General features: G+C 42.1%; 20 protein-coding genes. 19 read left to right on the forward strand and 1 reads right to left on the reverse strand.

Translation table 11 applies throughout. From position 1 onward, the window contains the following. The first annotated feature begins 18 nt into the window (after positions 1 to 18). The 17 genes from FQV37_RS10920 (at position 19) to FQV37_RS11000 (ending at position 19,677) form a co-directional block, all read left to right on the forward strand. A complete protein-coding gene (locus tag FQV37_RS10920; protein WP_160022992.1) occupies positions 19 to 1,461 on the forward strand; it encodes a glyceraldehyde-3-phosphate dehydrogenase in 1,443 nt (480 codons plus the stop codon). A gap of 290 nt (positions 1,462 to 1,751) precedes the next feature. Then, positions 1,752 to 2,957 carry an Obg family GTPase CgtA gene (gene cgtA, locus FQV37_RS10925; protein WP_160022994.1) on the forward strand — a complete coding sequence of 402 codons (1,206 nt, stop codon included), beginning with the start codon at positions 1,752 to 1,754 and terminating at the stop codon, positions 2,955 to 2,957. Positions 2,958 to 3,035: 78 nt separating this feature from the next. Beyond that, the gene (gene proB / locus FQV37_RS10930) at positions 3,036 to 4,208 is read left to right on the forward strand and encodes a glutamate 5-kinase (protein WP_057759177.1); all 1,173 of its coding nucleotides are present in this window, start codon (positions 3,036 to 3,038) and stop codon (positions 4,206 to 4,208) included. A 92-nt stretch (positions 4,209 to 4,300) separates the two neighbouring features. Beyond that, entirely contained in the window at positions 4,301 to 5,437 is a 1,137-nt protein-coding gene (gene hemE / locus FQV37_RS10935) for a uroporphyrinogen decarboxylase (RefSeq protein WP_160022996.1), read from the forward strand. Between the two features lie 120 nt (positions 5,438 to 5,557). Then, positions 5,558 to 6,625, forward strand: a complete 1,068-nt coding sequence (argC, locus tag FQV37_RS10940) for an N-acetyl-gamma-glutamyl-phosphate reductase (RefSeq protein ID WP_160022998.1) — start codon at positions 5,558 to 5,560, stop codon at positions 6,623 to 6,625. A gap of 103 nt (positions 6,626 to 6,728) precedes the next feature. Next, on the forward strand, positions 6,729 to 7,595 hold the full coding sequence (locus tag FQV37_RS10945) for a hypothetical protein (protein ID WP_160023000.1): 867 nt from the start codon (positions 6,729 to 6,731) through the stop codon (positions 7,593 to 7,595). A gap of 166 nt (positions 7,596 to 7,761) precedes the next feature. Beyond that, positions 7,762 to 8,157, forward strand: a complete 396-nt coding sequence (locus tag FQV37_RS10950) for an ATP-dependent Clp protease adaptor ClpS (RefSeq protein WP_101206289.1) — start codon at positions 7,762 to 7,764, stop codon at positions 8,155 to 8,157. A gap of 635 nt (positions 8,158 to 8,792) precedes the next feature. After that, a complete protein-coding gene (clpA, locus tag FQV37_RS10955; protein WP_160023002.1) occupies positions 8,793 to 11,333 on the forward strand; it encodes an ATP-dependent Clp protease ATP-binding subunit ClpA in 2,541 nt (846 codons plus the stop codon). 180 nt (positions 11,334 to 11,513) lie between these two features. Then, positions 11,514 to 12,251, forward strand: coding sequence for a uracil-DNA glycosylase (locus FQV37_RS10960; protein ID WP_160023004.1), 738 nt, complete (start codon positions 11,514 to 11,516; stop codon positions 12,249 to 12,251). 27 nt (positions 12,252 to 12,278) lie between these two features. Next, positions 12,279 to 12,803 (forward strand): tRNA adenosine(34) deaminase TadA, encoded by a 525-nt coding sequence (gene tadA / locus FQV37_RS10965; RefSeq protein ID WP_240991018.1) that lies wholly within the window; start codon positions 12,279 to 12,281, stop codon positions 12,801 to 12,803. 189 nt (positions 12,804 to 12,992) lie between these two features. Then, complete coding sequence (gene cmk / locus FQV37_RS10970) at positions 12,993 to 13,760, forward strand: (d)CMP kinase (protein WP_102094434.1); 768 nt, start codon at positions 12,993 to 12,995, stop codon at positions 13,758 to 13,760. 307 nt (positions 13,761 to 14,067) lie between these two features. Continuing rightward, entirely contained in the window at positions 14,068 to 15,756 is a 1,689-nt protein-coding gene (gene rpsA / locus FQV37_RS10975) for a 30S ribosomal protein S1 (protein ID WP_057759193.1), read from the forward strand. A 324-nt stretch (positions 15,757 to 16,080) separates the two neighbouring features. Next, a complete protein-coding gene (locus tag FQV37_RS10980; RefSeq protein ID WP_057759195.1) occupies positions 16,081 to 16,386 on the forward strand; it encodes an integration host factor subunit beta in 306 nt (101 codons plus the stop codon). Positions 16,387 to 16,448: 62 nt separating this feature from the next. Further along, a complete protein-coding gene (locus FQV37_RS10985; RefSeq protein ID WP_101206142.1) occupies positions 16,449 to 16,856 on the forward strand; it encodes a lipopolysaccharide assembly protein LapA domain-containing protein in 408 nt (135 codons plus the stop codon). Between the two features lie 104 nt (positions 16,857 to 16,960). Beyond that, the gene (gene pyrF, locus FQV37_RS10990; RefSeq protein ID WP_160023008.1) at positions 16,961 to 17,659 is read left to right on the forward strand and encodes an orotidine-5'-phosphate decarboxylase; all 699 of its coding nucleotides are present in this window, start codon (positions 16,961 to 16,963) and stop codon (positions 17,657 to 17,659) included. A gap of 225 nt (positions 17,660 to 17,884) precedes the next feature. After that, positions 17,885 to 18,682, forward strand: a complete 798-nt coding sequence (locus FQV37_RS10995; RefSeq protein ID WP_240991019.1) for a metallophosphoesterase — start codon at positions 17,885 to 17,887, stop codon at positions 18,680 to 18,682. A 158-nt stretch (positions 18,683 to 18,840) separates the two neighbouring features. Beyond that, positions 18,841 to 19,677, forward strand: a complete 837-nt coding sequence (locus FQV37_RS11000) for a histidine phosphatase family protein (protein WP_057759202.1) — start codon at positions 18,841 to 18,843, stop codon at positions 19,675 to 19,677. Positions 19,678 to 19,832: 155 nt separating this feature from the next. Here the strand turns inward: FQV37_RS11000 and rpsT are convergent, their stop codons facing one another. Continuing rightward, positions 19,833 to 20,099 (reverse strand): 30S ribosomal protein S20, encoded by a 267-nt coding sequence (gene rpsT, locus FQV37_RS11005; protein ID WP_010200097.1) that lies wholly within the window; start codon positions 20,097 to 20,099, stop codon positions 19,833 to 19,835. A 464-nt stretch (positions 20,100 to 20,563) separates the two neighbouring features. Between rpsT and FQV37_RS11010 the strand changes: the two genes are divergently transcribed. Both FQV37_RS11010 and rraA read left to right on the forward strand, forming a co-directional pair. Beyond that, positions 20,564 to 21,265 (forward strand): NAD-dependent epimerase/dehydratase family protein, encoded by a 702-nt coding sequence (locus FQV37_RS11010; RefSeq protein ID WP_102094438.1) that lies wholly within the window; start codon positions 20,564 to 20,566, stop codon positions 21,263 to 21,265. A 197-nt stretch (positions 21,266 to 21,462) separates the two neighbouring features. Continuing rightward, positions 21,463 to 21,999 carry a ribonuclease E activity regulator RraA gene (gene rraA / locus FQV37_RS11015; RefSeq protein ID WP_102094439.1) on the forward strand — a complete coding sequence of 179 codons (537 nt, stop codon included), beginning with the start codon at positions 21,463 to 21,465 and terminating at the stop codon, positions 21,997 to 21,999. Positions 22,000 to 22,172 lie beyond the last annotated feature (173 nt).

A 22,172-nucleotide genomic window follows, 5' to 3' on the forward strand; every position in this document is an offset into this window, starting at 1 on the left:
ACATTACTGACCATAAGGATGTTTCTCGTGAGCAACGCTGATACCTTACGCCAATTACATCAAGACCACTTGAACAACTACAACAATCAAGAGCAACAAGCGATTGAGCTTATGGGGCTACTAAACAAGCTCTATAACAAGCAAGACGTACAAGTGACTTTGTTTGGCGAAACGCTAGACTCTACCTCAGTTGGTCAAATACTTGCTTTACATCAAAAAGTAGCACTACGCGATCATGGCGCCAAGGCTATCGATATCGCTGATACTCTAGCGATGGTAAAAGTTATCTCAGAAAACACTGATATCCAAGCCACTCGTATCGATGTTGGTCAATTGATTGCTAATGAAACTGACTTACAAACCGCTCTACAGTCTATCAACAACGCTGGTGCTGTAAATGGCGCGACGGATGTTGTGCTTTACGGTTTTGGCCGTATCGGTCGTATCTTGACTCGTCTGCTATTGTCACAAGCATCAAGCGCGAAAGGTCTACAACTAAAAGCGATCGTTGTACGTCCAGCCGCTGCTGGTGACTTGGCTAAGCGCATCTCATTGCTTGAGCGTGACTCAATTCATGGTAGATTCTTAGGCGGCATCAGTATCGATGATGATAATAACGGCATGATCGTTAACGGTCGTTTTGTACAAGTTATCTATGCGAAAGACCCAAGCGAAATCGACTATACTGCTTATGGTATCGACAATGCTCTTGTTATCGATAACACAGGTATCTGGAAAGATGAAGCGGGCCTTGGTAAGCACTTACAGTCTACTGGCGTGAAAAAAGTGCTACTGACAGCACCTGCTGGCGGCGATATCAAAAACGTCGTTTATGGCGTGAACAATGATACCGTTGGTGATGATACGATCGTTAGTGCTGCTAGCTGTACGACCAATGCGATTACGCCAACGCTGAATGTATTGAATGATGAGTACGGTATTGTAAATGGTCATGTAGAGACTATTCACTCATTTACCAATGATCAGAACTTGGTTGATAACTATCATAAAGCAGACCGCCGTGGTCGTAGTGCGGTGATGAACATGGTTATTACTAGTACTGGTGCTGCAAAAGCCGTTGGTAAAGCATTGCCAGAACTAAACGGTAAGCTAACGGGTAACGCTATTCGTGTACCAACACCAAACGTCAGCCTAGCAATCTTGAACGTGAATCTAAAAACTGCTCCAGCAAGTGCTGATGCGTTAAATGAGTTCTTGCGCAAAATGGCTAACAGCAGCACTTGGCAGTCGCAGATTGCTTATACAGATTCTACAGAAGCGGTATCAACGGATTTCGTTGGTACGACTCATGTTGGTATTATCGATGCTCAAGCTACTATTTTGACTGACAACCAAGCTATCGTATATGTTTGGTATGACAATGAAGTAGGTTATAGTACTCAGGTATTGCGTTTGGCGACGCAAATGGCCGGAATCAGCTACGCTCAGATTCCAGCATAGATTACTAAATACAGTAGAGCAATAACGTCATACCAAGTATAGTAGCGCTATAGTGTCATAAGAATGGCGCTGTAGTAGATGCTACTTTAAATAGCTTGGTAGGACTTTAACTGTCATACTTAAACACCCGATAGTCCGATTGATTATCGGGTGTTATTGTCATAATGGGCACTAAGTAAAAGTAGACTTTATACAGTGTATATTTTGACGCAACAACATAGCAAAACCCCAAAATACAACCGTTGGTTGTCACCAGTTTATAGACTGGATTGTGAATTAAGGAACGTAAGATGCGATTTATTGATGAAGCCGTCGTAACGGTAAAAGCAGGTGACGGTGGTAACGGAATCGCCAGTTTTCGCCGAGAGAAGTATGTCCCACGTGGTGGACCTGATGGTGGTGATGGCGGCAAGGGCGGAGATGTATATGTCATTGCAGAAGACAATACCAACACCCTAGTCGACTATCGTTATACGCGTCGTCATGACGCCATGCGTGCTGAGAACGGCCATAGTAGAAACTGTTCAGGTAAAGGGTCTGATGATCTTTATTTACCAGTACCGGTTGGTACGACGGTAGTTGATACCGAAACAGACGAAGTATTGGGTGATTTGATTGAGATTGGCCAGACACTACTGATTGCCAAAGGTGGTGATGGTGGTCTGGGTAATACCCATTTCAAAAGCTCGACCAACCAAGCACCGCGTAAAGCGACGTCAGGTTTTGAAGGCGAGCTAAAAGTTCTTAAGTTTGAGCTAAAAGTAGTGGCTGATGTTGGTTTGATTGGTTTGCCTAACGCTGGTAAGTCGACCTTTATCCGTCAAGTCTCTGCTGCTAGACCAAAAGTGGCTGATTATCCGTTTACCACCCTAGTACCAAACTTGGGTGTGGTCGATATTGGTCGTCATCGCTCATTTGTGATGGCAGATATTCCTGGTCTTATTGAAGGCGCATCAGAAGGCGCAGGACTTGGTATTCGCTTCTTAAAACATGTTGCACGTACGCGTCGTCTGCTACACTTAGTTGATGTCAAGCCTGTTGATGGCAGCGACCCAGTCGAGAATGCTCGCGTTATCTTAAACGAGCTTGAGCGTTTTTCTCCTGAATTGGCCAACTTGCCGCAGATTTTGGTATTAAACAAAATTGATCAGGTCAATGATGAAGACTTGAATGCGCTTTGTACTCATATCGTCGCAGAGCTTGGTTGGACTGGTATGGTCTTCCGTACCGCAACGCTAACTGGTGAAGGCGTTGATGCGGTCAAATATCATTTGATGAATGATATCGAACTTGAGCGTGAGCGTGAACTAGAAGATCCTATCTTCGCTGAAGCACAAAAAGAACGTTTTGAGCGTCTAGAAGCTGAAGTACGTCTTAACACTGAAGCACAGCGTGAAGCATATCGTGCGGCTCGCAAAGCAGCACGTGAAGGCTTGGATGCGTCTGATTTTGACGACGATGATGACGATGGCGTTGAGGTAATGTACGTTCCTTAAGCTAGTATGCTTGAGCAGTTATACTTGAATTGTGAATTTAATCCCTACAATCAATTTATATGAAAAAAAGGAGTTTATATGGCAGATGACATAGCAAACACGATGGAAGAAGCAAGATTTGTTAAGCAAACTCGCAACTTTGATATTCAGCGCGTTATTGTCAAAATTGGTTCATCATTATTAACCAATAACGGTCGAGGGCTGGATCGTACTGCCATATATGAGTGGGCAAAGCAAATTGCTAAGCTGCACAAAAAAGGCGTTGAGGTACTGCTGGTATCATCAGGTGCTGTTGCTGAAGGTGTGGTACGTATGAACCTTGAGGAACGTCCTAAGAAACTAGCAGCACTACAAGCCTGTGCTTCTATTGGTCAAATGGGCTTGATTGAAACATGGTGGTCAGCTTTGATTCAGCATGGCATTCAAAGCTCGCAGCTACTGCTAACTCACGATGATTTGTCTAATCGTAGCCGTTATCTTAATACCACTGGTGCGCTGACACAGTTATTAGAGTGGCGCGTACTACCTGTTATCAACGAAAACGATACCATCACGATTGATGAAATTAAATTTGGCGATAACGATACCTTGGGTGCGATGGCAGCCGCAATGGTTAATGCTGATTTGTACATTATCTTAACTGATCAAGAAGGTGTCTTCACTGATAACCCACGTGATAATCCTGATGCCAAGATGATTCGCCAAGAACGTGCAATGGCTGATTATTTATTTGATATTGCAGGAGATGGCGGTAAGCTTGGACGCGGTGGTATGTTGACCAAAATCCGCGCTGGACGTCTGGCTGCAATGGGTGGCTGTCCTACTGTTATCGTTAGCGGTGCTATCGATGACGTTATCACCCGTGTGGTTTCAGGCGAAGCGGTAGGTACATTGCTGACGACTAATGACGAAGATAAAATCATCGCGCGTAAACAGTGGCTAGCTGCGCATCTACGTATGTCAGGTAGCTTGGTCGTTGATGCAGGTGCTGCAAGAGCACTGACTGAGCACAATAGAAGTTTATTGCCAGTGGGCGTTGTAGAAGTGCAGGGCGGTTTTGATGAAGGTGATGTGGTAGAAATTATCCATCAAGATACAGGCGAACGTATAGCCGTCGGGCAGGTAAATTTCTCATCGAATGATGCGCGCCGCGTCGCTCGTGAGCGTACCGAACAGTTCGATAAGATCTTTGGCAGTAGCGAAGAACGTGTTGTCATGGTACATCGCGACAATCTTGCATTAACTGTATAGCACTTTTATATAACCTTTTTTATTCAACTTATTTTATCCAGCACAATATCCATATTTATAAATGGATATTGTGCTGTTTTGGAGATTTGTACATGAGTGCTTCAGACGGTAGTAACTCGGTTCAACAACAGTTTGCACCTTTAAAAAATGATAGATTGCTACGTGCATTACGTTTTGAGCCCATTGATACCACACCGGTATGGATGATGCGCCAAGCCGGTCGTTATCTGCCAGAATATAAGGCCACTCGTGCTGAAGCGGGTGACTTTATGAGTCTGTGCAAAGATACAGACCGTGCTACTGAAGTAACTCTACAGCCATTGCGTCGTTATGATTTAGATGCTGCTATTTTGTTTAGTGATATTCTAACTATCCCTGATGCGATGGGACTAGGCTTGTATTTCGAAACGGGTGAAGGCCCTAAGTTCAAACATCCTATCCGCGAACAGGCTGATCTTGATAGATTGCCAGTGCTCGAGCCAAACGACTCTCTAGATTATGTAATGCGTGCTGTAACCAGCATTCGCAAAGCGCTAAATGGTCAAGTGCCATTGTTTGGTTTTTCTGGCAGTCCGTGGACGTTGGCTACTTATATGATAGAGGGCGGTAGCTCGAAAGATTATCGTTATACCAAAAGCTTCTTGTATAGTAACCCTGATTTTTTACATCAGTTATTGGACAAGCTTGCGACGTCAGTTATTGACTATTTAGATGCCCAAATCGTCGCTGGCGCTCAAATTGTTCAGATATTTGATAGTTGGGGCGGGGCGTTAGGCCATCGTCAATTTATCGAATTTTCACACATTTACAATAAGCGTATTGTCGCTGAACTAAAAGAACGTCATCCACAAGTACCTGTAGTGCTATTCACTAAAGGTGGTGGGTTATGGCTTGATATTCAGGCTGACAGCGAAGCGGACGTGTTAGGTTTAGATTGGACGATGCCGATTGATCGTGCGCGTCAAGTGTTGACTGAAAGTCAGCGTCAGTTGACCAAGAAGCATAAAAAATTGCAAAGCAGCAAAGCTATCCAAGGTAACTTAGATCCAGCGACGTTATACGGTTCGCCTGCGACAATTCGTTCTGAAGTGAACGCCATGCTTGACCGTGCTTACGCCGACGGTGAAAAGACTGGTTACATAGCAAACTTAGGTCATGGTATCACCCAATGGGTCAACCCTGACAACGCCAAAGTGTTTGTAGATGCAGTACACGACTATAAAATTTAAGAGTCAGAATATTTAGAGAGTGATTCTGTATTTGTTCTGTATTTGTAGAATTACACGCATTACAGGCAAACATAGAATCTATCAGTGCATATTTAGTATTTACCAAGAAAAGGGTGTTTTATGATTTCAGCAGCGATCGTCGGTGGCACAGGCTATACGGGTATTGAGCTCATTCGCTTATTATCTGCTCATCCTGAGGTTTCTATTGATTTATTAACTTCTCGTAGCGAAGCTGGCACTCGTGCTGATGAAATCTTTCCAAGCTTACGCGGTGTGTCTGACATCGTTTTTAGCGACTTGGGTGATAATACGCTTGCTGCATTGCAAAAATGTGATGTTGTATTTTTTGCGACTCCGCATGGTGTGGCAATGAAGCAAGCTGAAGCGCTTACCCAAGCTGGCGTCAAGGTCATCGATTTGGCTGCTGATTTTCGTTTGCAGTCACTGACTGACTTTGAGCACTGGTACAAGCAGTCACATGCTTGTCCTGAGCTGTTGAAAACAGCAGTCTACGGCTTACCAGAAATCAATCGCGACAAGCTTGCGAATGCGTTACTAGTAGGCAACCCAGGCTGTTATCCAACCACTGCGATTTTGGGTCTAAAACCAATTATCGAAGCTCAGAATAAGCAAGCAGAGCGTTTGATTGAGTCTCGTATCGTTATCGATGCAAAATCTGGCGTGTCTGGTGCAGGTCGTCAAGCATCACTTGCACTTAACTATGCTGAGACAACAGATAGCTTTAAGGCTTATAGCGTCGAAGGCCATCGTCATTTACCAGAGATTGAGCAGGGTGTTGCACAGTTATTAGACAGTCAGTTCGCGCACCGTATTCGCTTTTTGCCGCATTTAGTACCGATGATTCGTGGCATGCTAAGCTCTATTCATATGGAGTTGACTGACGCAGGTGCGGCTATCGATTGGCAGCAAGCGTTTGAAAGTAGCTATGCGTCAGAGTTGTTTGTTGATGTCATGCCAAAGGGGCTTTATCCCGATACGCGTAGTGTTCGCGCTAGTAACCGTCTACGTATTGCCGTACATCAGGATAATGAGCGTGCTGAGCTAACAGTTATTGTTGTTCAAGATAACTTAGTCAAAGGTGCTGCTGGGCAGGCTGTGCAAAACCTGAATGTGATGTTCGGTTTTGATGAGTCAATGGGACTGAACTTTGCACCGATTGTTCCTTAATATCAACGACTTCATATTCCAATCATTCACATTTACGGTGCTAGGTATTGATTATAAATTCGGCTATAATGACTTGCCCTTACCCTTAAGAGATACTGTCTAAATGCGTTCTCAGCTCGTACTACGCTTTTGCTCACAGCCAGCACGTCTATCGTGCAAAGACTCGGTTATACCTAGCTTGGAGCGCAAACAGCATTCCTTTAGAAATAATAATGTCCCGATAAGTGGTATTGCTAGCTCACAACGCGGTGCTTCTACATTGGTATTGGCACTGTTTGTTGTAGCCGTATTAGTGACAGCGGTGGTTGGACTGGTATTCGGTCATAAGCTTGGCTACCAACGAGGCCTTCATTCGATGGAAACAGAAGCCAAGCAAGCAATCATCGATAGCACTGAAGCGACACAAGCGCTAGAAGATTTGCGCCTGAGCAATAAGATAGCTACTAATCAAGCGGCAACTGCCAAACAAGAACTGGCCATCAGTTTGGCTAATTTAAAAGAACTGCGTGAGAGCCAGCAAGAATTAACAGTAGAAAATAAGCAAGTATCGCAGCTCAATGAGCTATATTCAGATGTTATCCGTAAGAAAGGTGGTATGCCTTTACAGGTATTAGGTGCCAAAATTTCGCCATTACCTGAAAATGCTTTTGAGTATGGTTTTGATATTGGGATGCTCAGTAGCGACGGTCAAGCCAAACGCTTAAGGCCTGTATTGACGCTACTTAACAATGATGACCTTGTAGAAGTACCACTTGATCCTGCATACCATATGATCGAAGGTATCGTTCGGATACGTGGTCGCTTTGTAATGCCATCAGGCTTTAGACCATTGCAAGCAAAACTGACTTTGCAAGCTGGTGGTCAGAAAGTAGAGCAATTGTATGACTGGAAGCTCGGTGATAGTGTGGATAACATGCTACCATCGCTCCTAGATTTACCAGAAGTTGATGAAAGTCCTATCGTACCTTAATTACCTCATGTCTTAATGAAATACTCAGTGACGATGCTGTGGTTGAAATCAAAGCACAATGACCTTAATTAGTGGTTGTGCTTTATACCATGCCTTATCGCCTGCCTTAACAACCCCTTCTATCTTAAACTTACCTTATAATTATATTTTGATTATGATGAAAAAAATGATATCACAAGCCACGCCAACGGTTGCTGATTGGCACTTTCCCAATATGCCTGCTCATCGTGCACAAGACGGTGATACCGATGGTGAAACGTCACCGCAAGCAGATGTATTGGTCGCAGAGCCTGAAGTAGCCAAACCGCCTATGTATGCGGTTGTTATGTATAATGACAACTACACGCCGATGGAGTTTGTTGTATATATATTGCAGTCAGAATTTCGTCATAGTATGGATTCTGCGGTCGAGATTATGCTGACTATTCATAATAGCAGTAAAGGCATTGCTGGCATTTATCCCAAAGATATCGCCGAGACTAAGGCCAAAAAAGTAAATAGTCTGGCGCATCGTGAAGGTTATCCGTTATTGACCCAAATCGAACCACATCAAGGCGAGTAGAGCAGTTTATTAATTTTTTATACTGATATATGGCTCTATTAAAGCTTTACCTACTGTTCTCTATTCCTAAGCAATCCATATCAAAGCTCACTTTTATAGTGAGCTTTTCCGACTTTTCAGTCACCCCTCTTATATATGAACTTTGCTTCTTAAAATAGTTTTATTATCCATAGAGTCTTGATTTTTATAGCAAACAACCCTATCTATTAAAACAGCCGTTCAATAGTTTTAGACTAAGTATCTCAGTTAAACCTGCTAAAACCACGTCATCACTAGACTCTCAACTATCAATCTCTCTTTCTATCTAATCAGTTTTCAATATTTAATATTTGTTATTAAGGTTGTCGCTACTAACTTGTAGCACGCTTTGATACATTTTAGTCTGTGTTAATAGATTGACTCCGTCGAAGTATCGTGTTGATATAAAGAAAAGCGGCCATGGATAGTTGTGGTTACTGTTGGCTGATAGCGAGATTATAGTATTTAATCAATAGTCTATCGCTCACCTCATTTATTCATGACTTCTAATAATACGAATATAGCCCTTGAACAATTCATCTACCGCCCTGATTTACTTACTAACTCATTCATAAAACTATCAATTATAAAGATAGATATAACCGTAGGAAGTTGTTATGTTAAGTCGTCATCTTGAAGTTTCTCTACGTTTAGCAATGACGCTTGCGCGCCAAAAATCGCATGAGTATCTCACTGTTGAACACCTGCTTTTGGCCTTATTAGAAAACACTCATGCTGCCAATACGTTGACTGCTTGTAATGCTAATGTCTCGGCGTTGCGTACTGAGCTTGAGATTTATATTAACAAACATACGCCAACCATCGATGCTGATACAGAACAGTCACCGCAGCCGACTCAAAGCTTTGATCGTATCTTGCAGCGTGCTATTTTTCACGTGCAATCGATCGGTGGTGGTCGTTTGGTAGAAGGCTCTGATATTTTGGTCTCTATGTTTTCAGAGCATGATACCTATGCTGTCTACCTGCTTAAAAAACAAGGCATCAGTCGCCTTGAGCTAACCCAGTATTTGTCACATGGTCAAGATAAAGAAGAGCCATCTGAATCACGTGGTTCTGCAGGTACTGAGCGCCGTAGTGCCTCTGAAAAGACCAGTAAAGATCCCTTAGTTGAATTTGCGACCAATCTAAACCAGCGAGCTGCTGAAGGTAAAACAGATCCTTTGATTGGCCGTGCCTCTGAGATTGAACGTGCTGCCCAAGTACTGTGCCGTCGTCGTAAAAATAACCCATTGCTAGTAGGTGAGCCTGGTGTAGGCAAAACCTCTATTGCTGAAGGTTTAGCATGGTTAATTATTAATGATAAAGCACCAAAGCCCCTTAACGGTTGCGTGATTTATAGCCTTGATATCGGTTCATTGATTGCGGGAACTAAGTATCGCGGTGACTTTGAAAAACGCATGAAGTCATTGCTTGATGCACTAAAGAAAAAATCAAATGCTATTCTTTTTATTGATGAAATTCATATGATTATTGGTGCTGGTTCATCTATGAGCAGCAACATGGACGTATCGAACCTTATCAAGCCAGCGCTTGCTAACGGTGAGCTACGTTGTATCGGTTCAACAACCTTTACTGAATATCGCCAAGTATTCGAAAAAGACCATGCATTGTCACGTCGTTTCCAAAAAATCGATGTTAAAGAACCAAGTGTGGATGACACCATTGATATCCTGCGTGGTCTAAAACCTCGTTATGAAGAATTCCATAATGTTGAGTATACGGATGAAGCGTTGGTCACAGCGGTACAATTATCAGCCAAACATATTCATGAGCGTTTTTTACCTGACAAAGCTATTGACGTAATTGACGAAGCAGGTGCGTATAAGCGCTTAGGTGTGGTGCCTGATGTCGATGATATCGAAGCGGAAGAAAGTTTCATTGCTGATTTAGAGCAAGATTTTGATGCGCAGATTGATGCTGATATCGAAGGTATCGATGGTGATACAGATAATGAAATGCAGGATGAGGCAGCGACTGCGAAAGCGAGCGATAGTGCTAAATCAGCAGATGGTGTGAAATTATCAAAAGGTCGAAAGCCACCGATGAAGATCGATGTAGCTGATATCGAAGCTATCATTGCTAAACTGGCACGTATTCCACCTAAATCTGTATCGAGTGATGACAAGAGTATCCTTGAGCACCTAGATCGAGACCTTAAGCACTTGGTGTTTGGTCAAGATGAGGCGATTGCTACGTTGGCTGATGCTATCAAACTATCACGTGCAGGATTAAAAGCACCTGATAAGCCAATCGGTTCATTTATGTTTGCAGGACCAACTGGTGTGGGTAAAACAGAAGTATCGCGTCAGTTAGCGAACCTGTTAGGTGTAGAATTAGTACGCTTTGATATGTCAGAGTATATGGAAGCGCACACGGCATCACGCTTGATCGGTGCGCCTCCAGGTTATGTTGGCTATGATCAAGGCGGTTTACTCACCGAAAAAATCAATCAGCATCCACATTGCGTGTTGTTGCTTGATGAGATTGAAAAGGCGCATCCAGATGTGTTCAACTTGTTACTACAAGTGATGGATCATGGTACGTTGACCGATAACAATGGTCGTGTTGCTATCTTTAAGCAAGTCATCGTTATTATGACAACGAACGTTGGTGCTGATAGTATCAGTCGCTCGTCAATGGGCTTTACTCAACAAGACCATAGTCGTGACAACACAGAGTCGCTGAAACGTGTCTTTACGCCAGAGTTCCGTAATCGCTTAGACGCTATCATTCAGTTCAACCCTCTAGATACGTCAGTTGTTGTATCGGTTGTCGATAAGTTCTTGGTGGAATTGCAAGTACAGCTTGATGATAAACAAGTGACATTAGAGATTGATGATGATGTACGTGACTACTTGGCGGATAAAGGCTATGACCGTCTAATGGGTGCACGTCCGATGCAACGTCTGATTCAAGATGAAATCAAAAAACCATTGGCAAGTATGATTTTGTTTGGAGATTTGGTTAATGGCGGTGTCGTGCATCTGACCTTAGAGCCTAAAGTTGATGATTCTCAAGAGAGTGATACGATGAAGCTTGATAAGGTATCAGACAAAGGCTCAGCTGATAGTCGTATTATTCTGACAGTCGTTGAAACTCATGAACCGCATCCTGATTCTGAGTCTTTAGCCAGTTAAGTTATTTAATATTGACATCATAAAAACGGCTACCGTATTACTGCGGTAGCCGTTTTTTTATTGCTATAATTCATCAACAAAGCGTACACCATTTTTTGTTAGTATGATTATTTACAGTAAACTAGCTTTAATAAATTTATTGAACTTATAACAAGATAACAAGTACAAAAAGGACACACTATGGAACTGTTTGATGAATCGACAACCAAGACTCCAGAACAAAAACAAGCGATTTTAGACAATGTCCGTTTACCAGAGGATTGGAAAACAGCATTAGCAGATGAATTAACGTCTGAGAATATGGATAATCTACGCGCATTTTTAAAGGAAGCCTATCAGTCGGATGATAGTATCTATCCGCCTGCACCATTGATGTTCAATGCGCTTAACCTCACGCCTTTGTCACAAGTCAAAGTGGTAATCTTGGGCCAAGATCCTTACCATCGTCCAGGTCAGGCTATGGGGTTATCATTTTCTGTTCCTAAAGCCATTCCAAAGCCACCATCGTTAAATAACTTGCTTAAAGAAATGGCAGATGACATTGGTATTCGCCCTTCAGCACATGGCGATTTGACATACTGGGCGCAGCAAGGCGTTCTACTGCTTAATAGCTCACTAACTGTGCGAGAAGGCGAGCCAAACAGTCATCAAAATAAAGGCTGGGAGCAGTTTACTGATGCTGTCATCGATGCAGTCAATGAACAGACAAAGCATACCGTATTTATTTTGTGGGGTAGTAAAGCCCAGAAGAAAGGCAAGTATATCGATACGGATAAGCATTTGATTCTGACAGCGGTACATCCGTCACCACTTGCGGCAAACCGTGGTGGCTTCTTTGGCACTAAACCTTTTTCTAAAACAAATGATTACTTGGTGCAGTATGGCCAAACTCCAATTGACTGGCAATTACCACAATAAATGCAAAATATACAGAATATAAGCTTAATGCCGTATCAACCTTTAAATATGCAGGCCAGCACTTTTTGGTTAGCTGAAGATATTAAATGGATGCAACAAGCAATCCAACTTGCTAAGCAAGGTGCTGAACGAGGAGAGGTGCCGGTAGGTGCGGTATTGGTACATGATCAGCAGATTATTGGCCAAGGGTTTAATCAACCCATTAGTAGCCATGATGCTACTGCTCATGCAGAGATAGTTGCATTGAGAGATGCTTGTACGCGTTTAGAAAACTATCGACTGCCGCTACAGACTACTTTATATGTCACTCTGGAGCCGTGTACAATGTGTATTGGTGCATTAATTCATGCGCGTGTAAACAAGCTGGTGTACGCAGCGAGTGAACCGCGTGCTGGGATGGTTGGTAGTCAAATGGACTTATCATTACAACCTTTCTATAATCACAGTATTCAAGCCTATAGTGGATTATGCAGCGAGCATAGTAGTCAAATACTTAAGACATTTTTTCGTGAGCGTAGGCAAGCGGCGAAAAAGAATAAGGCCACTATGTAAACTCAAAATACTAATAAACAAGATATCAGTCTTGGTGCTAGTGGTCACGATGATTTTTTGCTATAATATTGCCCTATTTGATAGCACCCATTTCAATGGGCTATTAAAGACTTAACATACGAATAAATATTGTTTTATTAATGACATACGATAAGCGATATAAGTAACGCATATTATTGAGTAAGTATTATGACTAGTTCTACACCTGATAATGTTTTACTCAATACAGAGGATAGCCATACCTCATCAGTGCGCTACCCTGTTATTTGTATCGATGGTCCCAGTGGCGCTGGTAAAGGTACGGTCACATGGCGTCTAGCACAAGTGTTAGGCTATCAGTTGTTAGACTCTGGTGCGCTTTATAGAATTGTTGGGCTAAAAGCCTTTGAAGCGGGTTTGATCAGCGCAGATACTAGCCAACCAATTGATGAAAATGCTGTATTAGCATTGACTGAAAGCTTAGAGATAGCGTTTGTACCAAACAATGACTCAGGACGTGTAGATATCATTGTTAATGGACAAGCAGTAGGTGAGCAAGTACGCAATGAAACGGTCGGAGGCTATGCATCACAGATAGCTGTCTTTCCACAAGTTCGTCAAGCATTGCTCAAGCTACAACAAGATATGGCCACTCGTTCAGGTTTGGTTGCTGATGGTCGCGATATGGGTACGGTTGTTTTCCCAGATGCTGATGTTAAGGTGTTTTTGACGGCCAGTGCTGAAGCACGTGCAGAGCGCCGTGTGATTCAGTTATTGAATGCTGGTCAAACAGCAGATTTTGAGGCGATTTTAGCGACGATAAAAGAGCGTGATGATCGTGATGAAAATCGCAGTACAGCGCCATCGAAGCCTGCGGCAGATGCATTATTACTTGATAGCTCAGCGCTTAATGCTGATGCAGTATATGAGCAGGTTAAGAAGCATTGCCAAGATAAAGGTGTTTTTTTCACTAGCTAGTCATTTAATAGCTAGTAAAAACAACATATTAAGTACTAAAAAGTTTCCTATTAATCATTGTTTTAGTATAAAATAATACGGTTAAGTTAAATTTTATTGAAGCCATAAGAAAAACTTAGTTTATTCAAGATATTGCATTCGATATAAGACAGTTGTTGTTAGTCAGTTTTAATTATAATGAGCTCGCTATCAACAAACGTTTTTTTATATGATTGTATGGGATATAAAACCAGTATTTCGTTCTATACAATCATAAATTTGATCCGTACTGTGCTGGACAGGATACGGCTATACAAAGGTAGACATAATGGAATCATTTGCTGAACTATTTGAAGCGAGCATTGAAGAGCAGGGCCTAGATATCGAGCGTGGCTCGGTTATTACAGGTGCTGTTGTGGCCATCGATAGCGATTGGATCACAGTAGATACTGGTCTTAAATCTGAAGGTATCGTCGCTCGTGAAGAGTTTTTAAGCGAAGAAGGCGAACTTGAAGTTGAAGTTGGCGATAGCGTTGATGTCGTAGTTGAAGCGGTTGATAACGGCATGGGTCAAACCTTGCTGTCACGTGAGAAAGCTAAACGTGTTGAAACTTGGAACTTCCTTGAAAAAATCGCTGATAACGATGAAATCGTTAAAGGTATTATCTCAAGCAAAGTTAAAGGCGGTTTCACTGTAGATATCGGTTCAGTACGCGCGTTCTTACCAGGTTCATTGGTAGATGTACGTCCTATCCGTGATACAACGCATCTTGAAGGCAAAGAGCTAGAATTCAAAGTCATCAAACTTGACCAGAAGCGCAACAACGTTGTTGTTAGCCGTCGTGCAGTTATGGAAGCTGAAAACTCAGCTGAGCGCGAAGAGCTATTGAACAAGCTTGAAGAAGGCATCGAGATCGAAGGTATCGTTAAGAACCTTACTGATTACGGCGCGTTCGTTGATCTAGGTGGTATCGATGGTCTATTGCACATCACTGACATGGCATGGCGCCGTATCAAGCACCCATCTGAAGTTGTTGAAGTTGGCCAAGACCTAAAAGTTAAAGTATTGAAGTTTGACCGTGAACGCAACCGCGTTAGCCTAGGTCTAAAACAACTTGGTACTGATCCTTGGGATAACGTTGGCGGCACTTACCCAGTAGGTAGTGTTGTAAAAGCTCGCGTAACCAACTTGACTGACTATGGTTGTTTCGCTGAGATTTCTGAAGGTATTGAAGGTCTAGTACACGTATCAGAAATGGATCATACCAACAAAAACATCCACCCATCTAAAGTGGTTCAAGTGGGCGATGAAGTTGAAGTAATGATTCTTGATATCGATGAAGAACGTCGTCGTATTAGCCTAGGTATCAAACAAACTCTAGCTAACCCATGGGATGAGTTTGATAAGAAACATGAGCGCGGTGATAAAATCACTGGTACTATCAAATCAATCACTGACTTCGGTATCTTTATCGGTCTAGACGGTGGTATTGATGGTCTTGTTCATCTATCTGATATCTCTTGGAACGAAACTGGCGAAGATGCTATTCGTAACTACAACAAAGGCGACACCGTTGAAGCAATGGTATTGTCTGTAGATGCAGAAGCTAACCGTATCAGCCTAGGCGTTAAGCAGTTAAGCTCTGATCCATTCAACGAATACCTAGTCAACAATGACCGTGGTGCTATCGTTAATGGTAAAGTAAAAGAAGTAGATGCTAAAGGCGCTACTATCGAACTTGCTGACGAAGTTGAAGCTTATCTACGTGCTTCTGAAATCCAACGTGACCGCGTTGAAGATGCAACTAAGCATCTGACTGTTGGTGATGACGTTGAAGCGAAAATCATCAGTGTTGATCGTAAAACACGCAACATCAACTTGTCTATCAAAGCGAAAGACGAAGCTGAAGAGCGTCAAGCGATTAAAGATCTTGGTAGCACGAACACTACTGCTGCTCCAGGTTCTGATGCACAGCCAAAAACTATTGGTGATTTGATCAAAGAGCAAATGCAGTAAGCTGCAAATTATTAATATAAAAGTGATATAAAAAAAGCGACTTCGGTCGCTTTTTTTTATGATTAGATTTTATTAACACAGTTAGTAATAGAGGTTTTTAGCCAAATGGGCAAACTCTTATTCCCATTTACGCTAATATCCGCTATCATTTGCACCATTGAGTAACGAGATGATAGTTATAATCTTTTTATAGTCATAATATGATTCTGAATGTTAGTTTTCAAAGATTCAGTATATATAGTTTAATTATACAAACGCAATTACGTACTATAGAGCGTTGACTTATCATCAGCTTATCCATCAATCAACAAGGCAAGCGTAATAATGCAGCAAGCGATTAACAAATCCGAATTTATTAGTAATTTGAGTGCAAACTGTGACAACATGGCAGATACCGTGGTTGATGACGCAGTGCGTGAAATCTTAAACTTGATGACCCATACTTTAGCCAATGATGGCCGAGTCGAAGTTCGCGGATTCGGTAGTTTTTGTCTACATCATCGCCGTGCCCGTATGGGACGCAATCCTAAGACAGGCGAAAGCGTACCTGTACCAGCTAAAGCGATTCCACATTTTAAGCCAGGTAAGGCTCTACGCGAAGCAGTAAACGATACGGTAGCAAACGGTTAATTAAACCAGCACTGGCTATCTAACCGTCAAAATTTATCATTCCAAACTGAGGTAACTGTCTCATGCGCTTTCTACTATTTGTATTGCTATTCTTGAGCTTTGCCTATTCACTTGGTTTGGTATTGGCAAATAATACTGAGGTCGGAGTCAACCTACTGTTTTCACAAGCACCTACGATGAATCTAGGGTTGCTACTTATTTTGTGTTTGATGCTAGGTATTGTTATTGGTATTTTACTGGCATTACTTATCTTTCGTGTGCTACAGAATAAGTGGGAAATCTCACGTCTGCAAAAAGCAAACGCAAACCTGCAAGAGCAATTGACTCAAGCCAATACAGTTATCGATCGTCAAGCAAGCGCGCCAACAGTAGATGAAGCTGTTTATGGTGCTTCTGCTACTAACGTGCACAATACCGATGCAACTAGCCTAACTGAAGGCTCTACTCTATCTAAGCGTAGACGAGATTAAGTCTTTAGGTAATCTTTTAGGTGCTCTGCTAAGTGACAGTTCAACGATCGCAGTACTGACCTCAAATACAATACTTTGATAACTTCAAAATATATGGTAAAACCATGAATAAAGTAATTAACTCTCCAGTTGTCGTCGCTCTAGACAATATGACGGTAAAGGCTTCTTTAGCGTTAGCTGACCAGTTAGATCCATCCCAATGTCGATTGAAAGTCGGTAAAGAGCTGTTTACGCGTTGTGGTCCTGATATCATCAAGGCATTACATCAACGTGATTTTGAAGTGTTCTTAGACTTGAAATTTCATGATATTCCGAATACCACTGCTCAAGCAGTATTGGCTGCCGCTGAACTTGGTGTATGGATGGTGAATGTCCATGCTAGCGCAGGTCTAGAGGCCATGTCGTTGGCAAAACAGCGCTTGCTAGATAGAGATCTCGATACCTTACTTATTGCAGTTACTGTATTAACCTCTATGGATAGTGAAGCGTTGATGCAAACAGGCATCACTGATAGCTTAGATACCCAAGTAAGCCGACTAGCACAACTGACTAAGCAAGCTGGTCTAGATGGGGTAGTTTGCTCGGCTCAAGAAGCAAAGGCACTTAAAGCATTATGTGGTCAGGATTTTAAACTGGTAACGCCTGGCATACGCCTAGCTGAAGACAATGCGGATGATCAAAAACGTATCTGTACACCAAGTCAGGCGCTAATAGACGGTTCCGATTATTTAGTCATTGGTCGTTCGATCACTCAAGCCTCAGACCCTGCTGCTAAACTACAGACAATACTTCAAAGTATTTAAGTTTGAATAGATGTTAAGAAAAAAAGACAGCCTAAATGGCTGTCTTTTTACTTTTTGATGGTCAAGGAAAAGCTGCTACACTACTTAAATTTATTCTTACAACCTTTCTAAAATATAATAACTATATTGACAACGCTCATGTAGCTAAAGATCAGTAGTACTGCTATGAGCGTTTATCGCTAATTAGATTTTTAATAATAACGCCACTAAGTGATGTTGGATAATATGAAATTACAGATATTGAGTGACTTACATATTGATAGTTATGCACGTCAATCGCACCCCGTTGGACATATTCCCAAAACTGATGCAGATATAGTGCTGGTAGCAGGGGATACTGCTAATAGCGACAAAGGTATGCCGTGGTTGCAAGAACAAGCGGCGCGCTTAGAAATTCCCCTGATTACTATCGCTGGTAATCATGAATACTTTGATGAAGATGTCTTGAACTTTGACCATAAACTGGCAACTTGGGATAACTATGATACTGCGTCTAAAAAAGGGGTTCGCGTATTACAATGCCAGCATATCGATATCGGTGATATACGCCTTTTAGGTTGTACGCTTTGGACAGACTATCAGTATCATGCTAACGAAGACACCATGGCCGCTGCTCGTCATTTTATGCGTGACTATAAGCAAATCTATGCAGGCAACGAATTGTTTTCACCTGAAGTATCTATGCAGATTCATGCCAAGCATCGTCAGTGGCTACAGCAAGCTTTGATGGAATCTCATGAACTAGGTAAAAAAACAGTAGTCATGAGTCATCACAGCGTCAGTGCGTTATCGGTGTCTGAAAAATATGCCAATCTACCGAGTAATGCGGCTTTCGTCAGTGATCTGTCAGGATGGATGCACGAGGATTGGGCGCCGATGCTATGGGTACACGGACATACTCATGAAGCATTTGATTATAAAATTGGTAATACGCGAGTGATTGTCAATCCACGAGCCTATCCTAATGAGGTCAGTAGTACCGCACTAGAGTTCGCGTGGGACAAAGTCATTGATATTGGCTAGGACCGTGTGTAAATATCTGGCAAATCTCGATTTATTCTAGACATAGATTCTTTTGAATAAAGCGTTTTTCTGAAAGAGTACATAGTATTTATAAGATATATTGCAACTAGATTTGTCTGTGGTTCATTCCTGATAAGAAATCTGCTAGGCTTGCTATCATGAGTAAATATCTAAATAACACCCTGTCCAAAATATCTGCTGACAAGCTTGCGAGTCACACCCCAAGCGCGCCTGCACCTTCGCACCTACCAGATAGTATGATTTCCTCCGTTAGCCTATTGCCTGAAAATAAGCGGCTGATACTATTTACTAGGCACTCTTTACGCGAGCGTTCTGATGGTAATGGCTTTGCTAGCTATCAGCTACCGTTGACTCCTAAAGGCCGTATACTGGCAAAGTCTTGGGGTCGTTGGTTATCAGGTCATCTACCATATTCGCTCGACGTCGATAGTATTTCTAGCCCGATTGGGCGTTGTATCGATACCGCGCAGCTGATGCAAGAGGGGGCAGGACTACGGCGTGACATTACGCATCAATCATTGTTGGTTGAGCCTGGCAGTCTCGTCACTGAGCCTGAAATAGCCAATCCTGTGTTCAAAGAAATTGGCGTCCTGAACTTTATTAATCGTTTTTTGCAAGGCAATCTCGAAGGGACTAAAAACACCTATCAAGGCGGTTTGGATATTCTGTCGCTTTTTTATCAGAATCAGCCGCAGCATGGCCATCTGATGCTCGCTGTGAGTCATGACACGTTGCTATCTGCGTTCTTGGCCGTCATGTTCGATGTGGTAGAGATTGATTGGAATGATTGGCCAAAGATGATGGAAGGCGTGTTCTTATGGTTCGATGATAAGCCATTTGATCAAGCGAGCGCGCATTTTATTTGGCGGGGTCAGGTATATACTCGGCCGATTAGTTCATTATTAGACGGTTACCGTGCAGCTGGCTATCATCCTAGCAAGTTGCTATTGCCGCCAGAAGTACAGTGGAATTGATGCTTTGTTCAAACATTGAATGAGTTGATAGAGCAACTATTCGTTGAATACGTTTTGAACAGGCATAAAAAAAACCTTGCCACGGTATTAGAACCAGTGACAAGGTTTTAGTCATTACGCTATAAAAACGAAATGCGGTCTAACCAATACAAATCTTAAGCTTGTAGGCCTTTGATTGTTTTGTTTAGGCGGCTCTTACGACGAGCAGCTTTATTCTTATGAATAATACCTTTGTCAGCCATACGATCAAGAACTGGTACCGCTTTTTTGTAAGCTTCGGTAGCCGCGTCATAATCTTTAGCTGCGATAGCCGCATCAACACGTTTTAAGTAAGTACGAACCATAGAGCGTTGTGACGCAGAGTTCTGACGACGTTTGGTGTTTTGACGGGCGCGTTTACGAGCTTGTGCAGTATTAGCCACGCGTATCTCCTTGATAAAGATAGATAAAAATATGAATGTTGATTGCAATAATGGGTTTAACAATCATCGGTGACGAGCAGCCGTCTCGTCAAATATGATGTCGATGTCTGATATTAAAGTATCTAATATAAATAGAGCATCGTAAGCGTCAGAGCTGTTTGGAATAATTAAACAGCGTTGACGTGTAAAGCCGATTATCTTAGCAAATTATTGAACTAAGGACAATATATTTGATGATTAATGCTCAAAGAAGTTACGTAATATCATTGAATCTGGGTCATTCTAGTAACTAAATCCTTAGTAAGCGCTGACAGACATAGAGGGTTGATAAAATCTCTTACAATATATCCTATATAATAGCATCAGTTATTGAGGAATTTAGGTATGATATTCTAACGATAGACCTTGATATAGGTATTTTCTCATCAATATAGTTCATCTAATGTTATATAAGTGGATAGGGTATGCAGCGAAAAGCAATTGTGATTGGCGCAACGGGGTTAGTAGGGCAGCATTTGGTAAAGCAACTGAGTGAGCTTTATGACACATTGATTGTGATTGCTCGTCGTCCGCCACGCTACATTAATGCCAGCATGCGTTTTTATCAAATCAATGATTTTGATAATCTCTCTGAAGTGTTTGCAAGTGTCGGTGCCGATCGAACCACGGATGCTTTTAGTTGTTTGGGTACGACAAAAAAACAAGCTGGTAGTGATGAGGCTTTTCGCAAGGTAGATCGAGACTATAATGTAAATTTTGCCAAGTTATGTCGTGATAAAGGGGTAGAAAATTTCTTTTTACTCTCCTCGATGAATGCGGATATTGAAAGCCGCTTTCTGTACAATCGAGTTAAGGCTGAGACAGAGCAGGCTGTTATGGCATTAGATTTCGGACAATTGGTCGTCTTCCGTCCGTCGTTATTGCTTGGTAAGCATAAAGGTCGTCCGCTTGAGAGCATTGGTCAAAAAGCCTTTAAACTCATCTCGCCCCTCGTATCAGAATCACTGTCGTTACATCCTATCTCGGCTAAGCGCGTTGCTAGTGCTATGGCCATGAGTGCTCATGGTATATATCATCGTAGTAAGTACCGTACTGAACCTCAAATCAAGCGTACGGATATTATCGAAAATAAGCAGATGCTAGCGATGACCCGTGTTAAAAAATAAAAGGACAGTTTTTCTAGTGACAGATTCAGTCTTAAAACTGGAAAGTTACAGATATCGATTGTTAATTGCATTGGGACAAGATTGCATTAGAACAAAAATATAAGAGTAAAAAACACAATAACTATTAACTATTATCAAAGCATCAATAAGTATTGAAAAACCAGTCAGTTGAAACACTAAAACAAGGAGCAGGAGCAATGTCAGAATCGATACAAATGGATAGAGGGAATTTTGTCACTTGTGATCTATTGGATGCCAATCCTGAATCGCAAGTATGCTTGCCAAATATCGAAGGCAAGTCATTCCGTCAGTTTGGTGCGAAAGACAAATTCTGCGGTGAAATCGTGACGGTTAAGTGCTTTGAAGACAATAGCCGCGTTAAGTCACTGTTGAATAGCGATGGCAAAGATAAAGAAGGCAATGGCAAGGTGTTGGTCGTTGATGGTGGCGGCTCTATGCGCTGTGCATTACTAGGCGATATGATTGCACAATCAGCTATCGATAATGGTTGGGCTGGGGTTATTATATATGGCTGTGTCCGCGATGTTGATGACATGGCAGAGATGGATCTTGGTGTGATGGCGCTTGGTTGTATCCCGCGCAAATCAACCCGCCGTGATGAAGGTCAAACGGATATCGAAATCAGCTTTGGTGACTTAACGTTGAACTCGGGTATGTTTGCTTATGCTGATAACAATGGCATCATCGCTAGCGATAAACCACTTATCAGCTGAAGTTTTAGGCTTGGCTTGATTAGTAAAAACGAAAACCTCAGCTGATAAGTTGGGGTTTTTTGTTATGTAACGACAGTTAAAGCGCAATAATCGTTGTTAACCCTTAATCATTAATGAGTAAACTCTTAAGTGACAAACCGTTACGGCATAAGTTTTGGTAATTGCTCAAATAT

This window comes from Psychrobacter nivimaris (assembly GCF_009812035.1).
GTDB classification, from domain to species: domain Bacteria; phylum Pseudomonadota; class Gammaproteobacteria; order Pseudomonadales; family Moraxellaceae; genus Psychrobacter; species Psychrobacter nivimaris.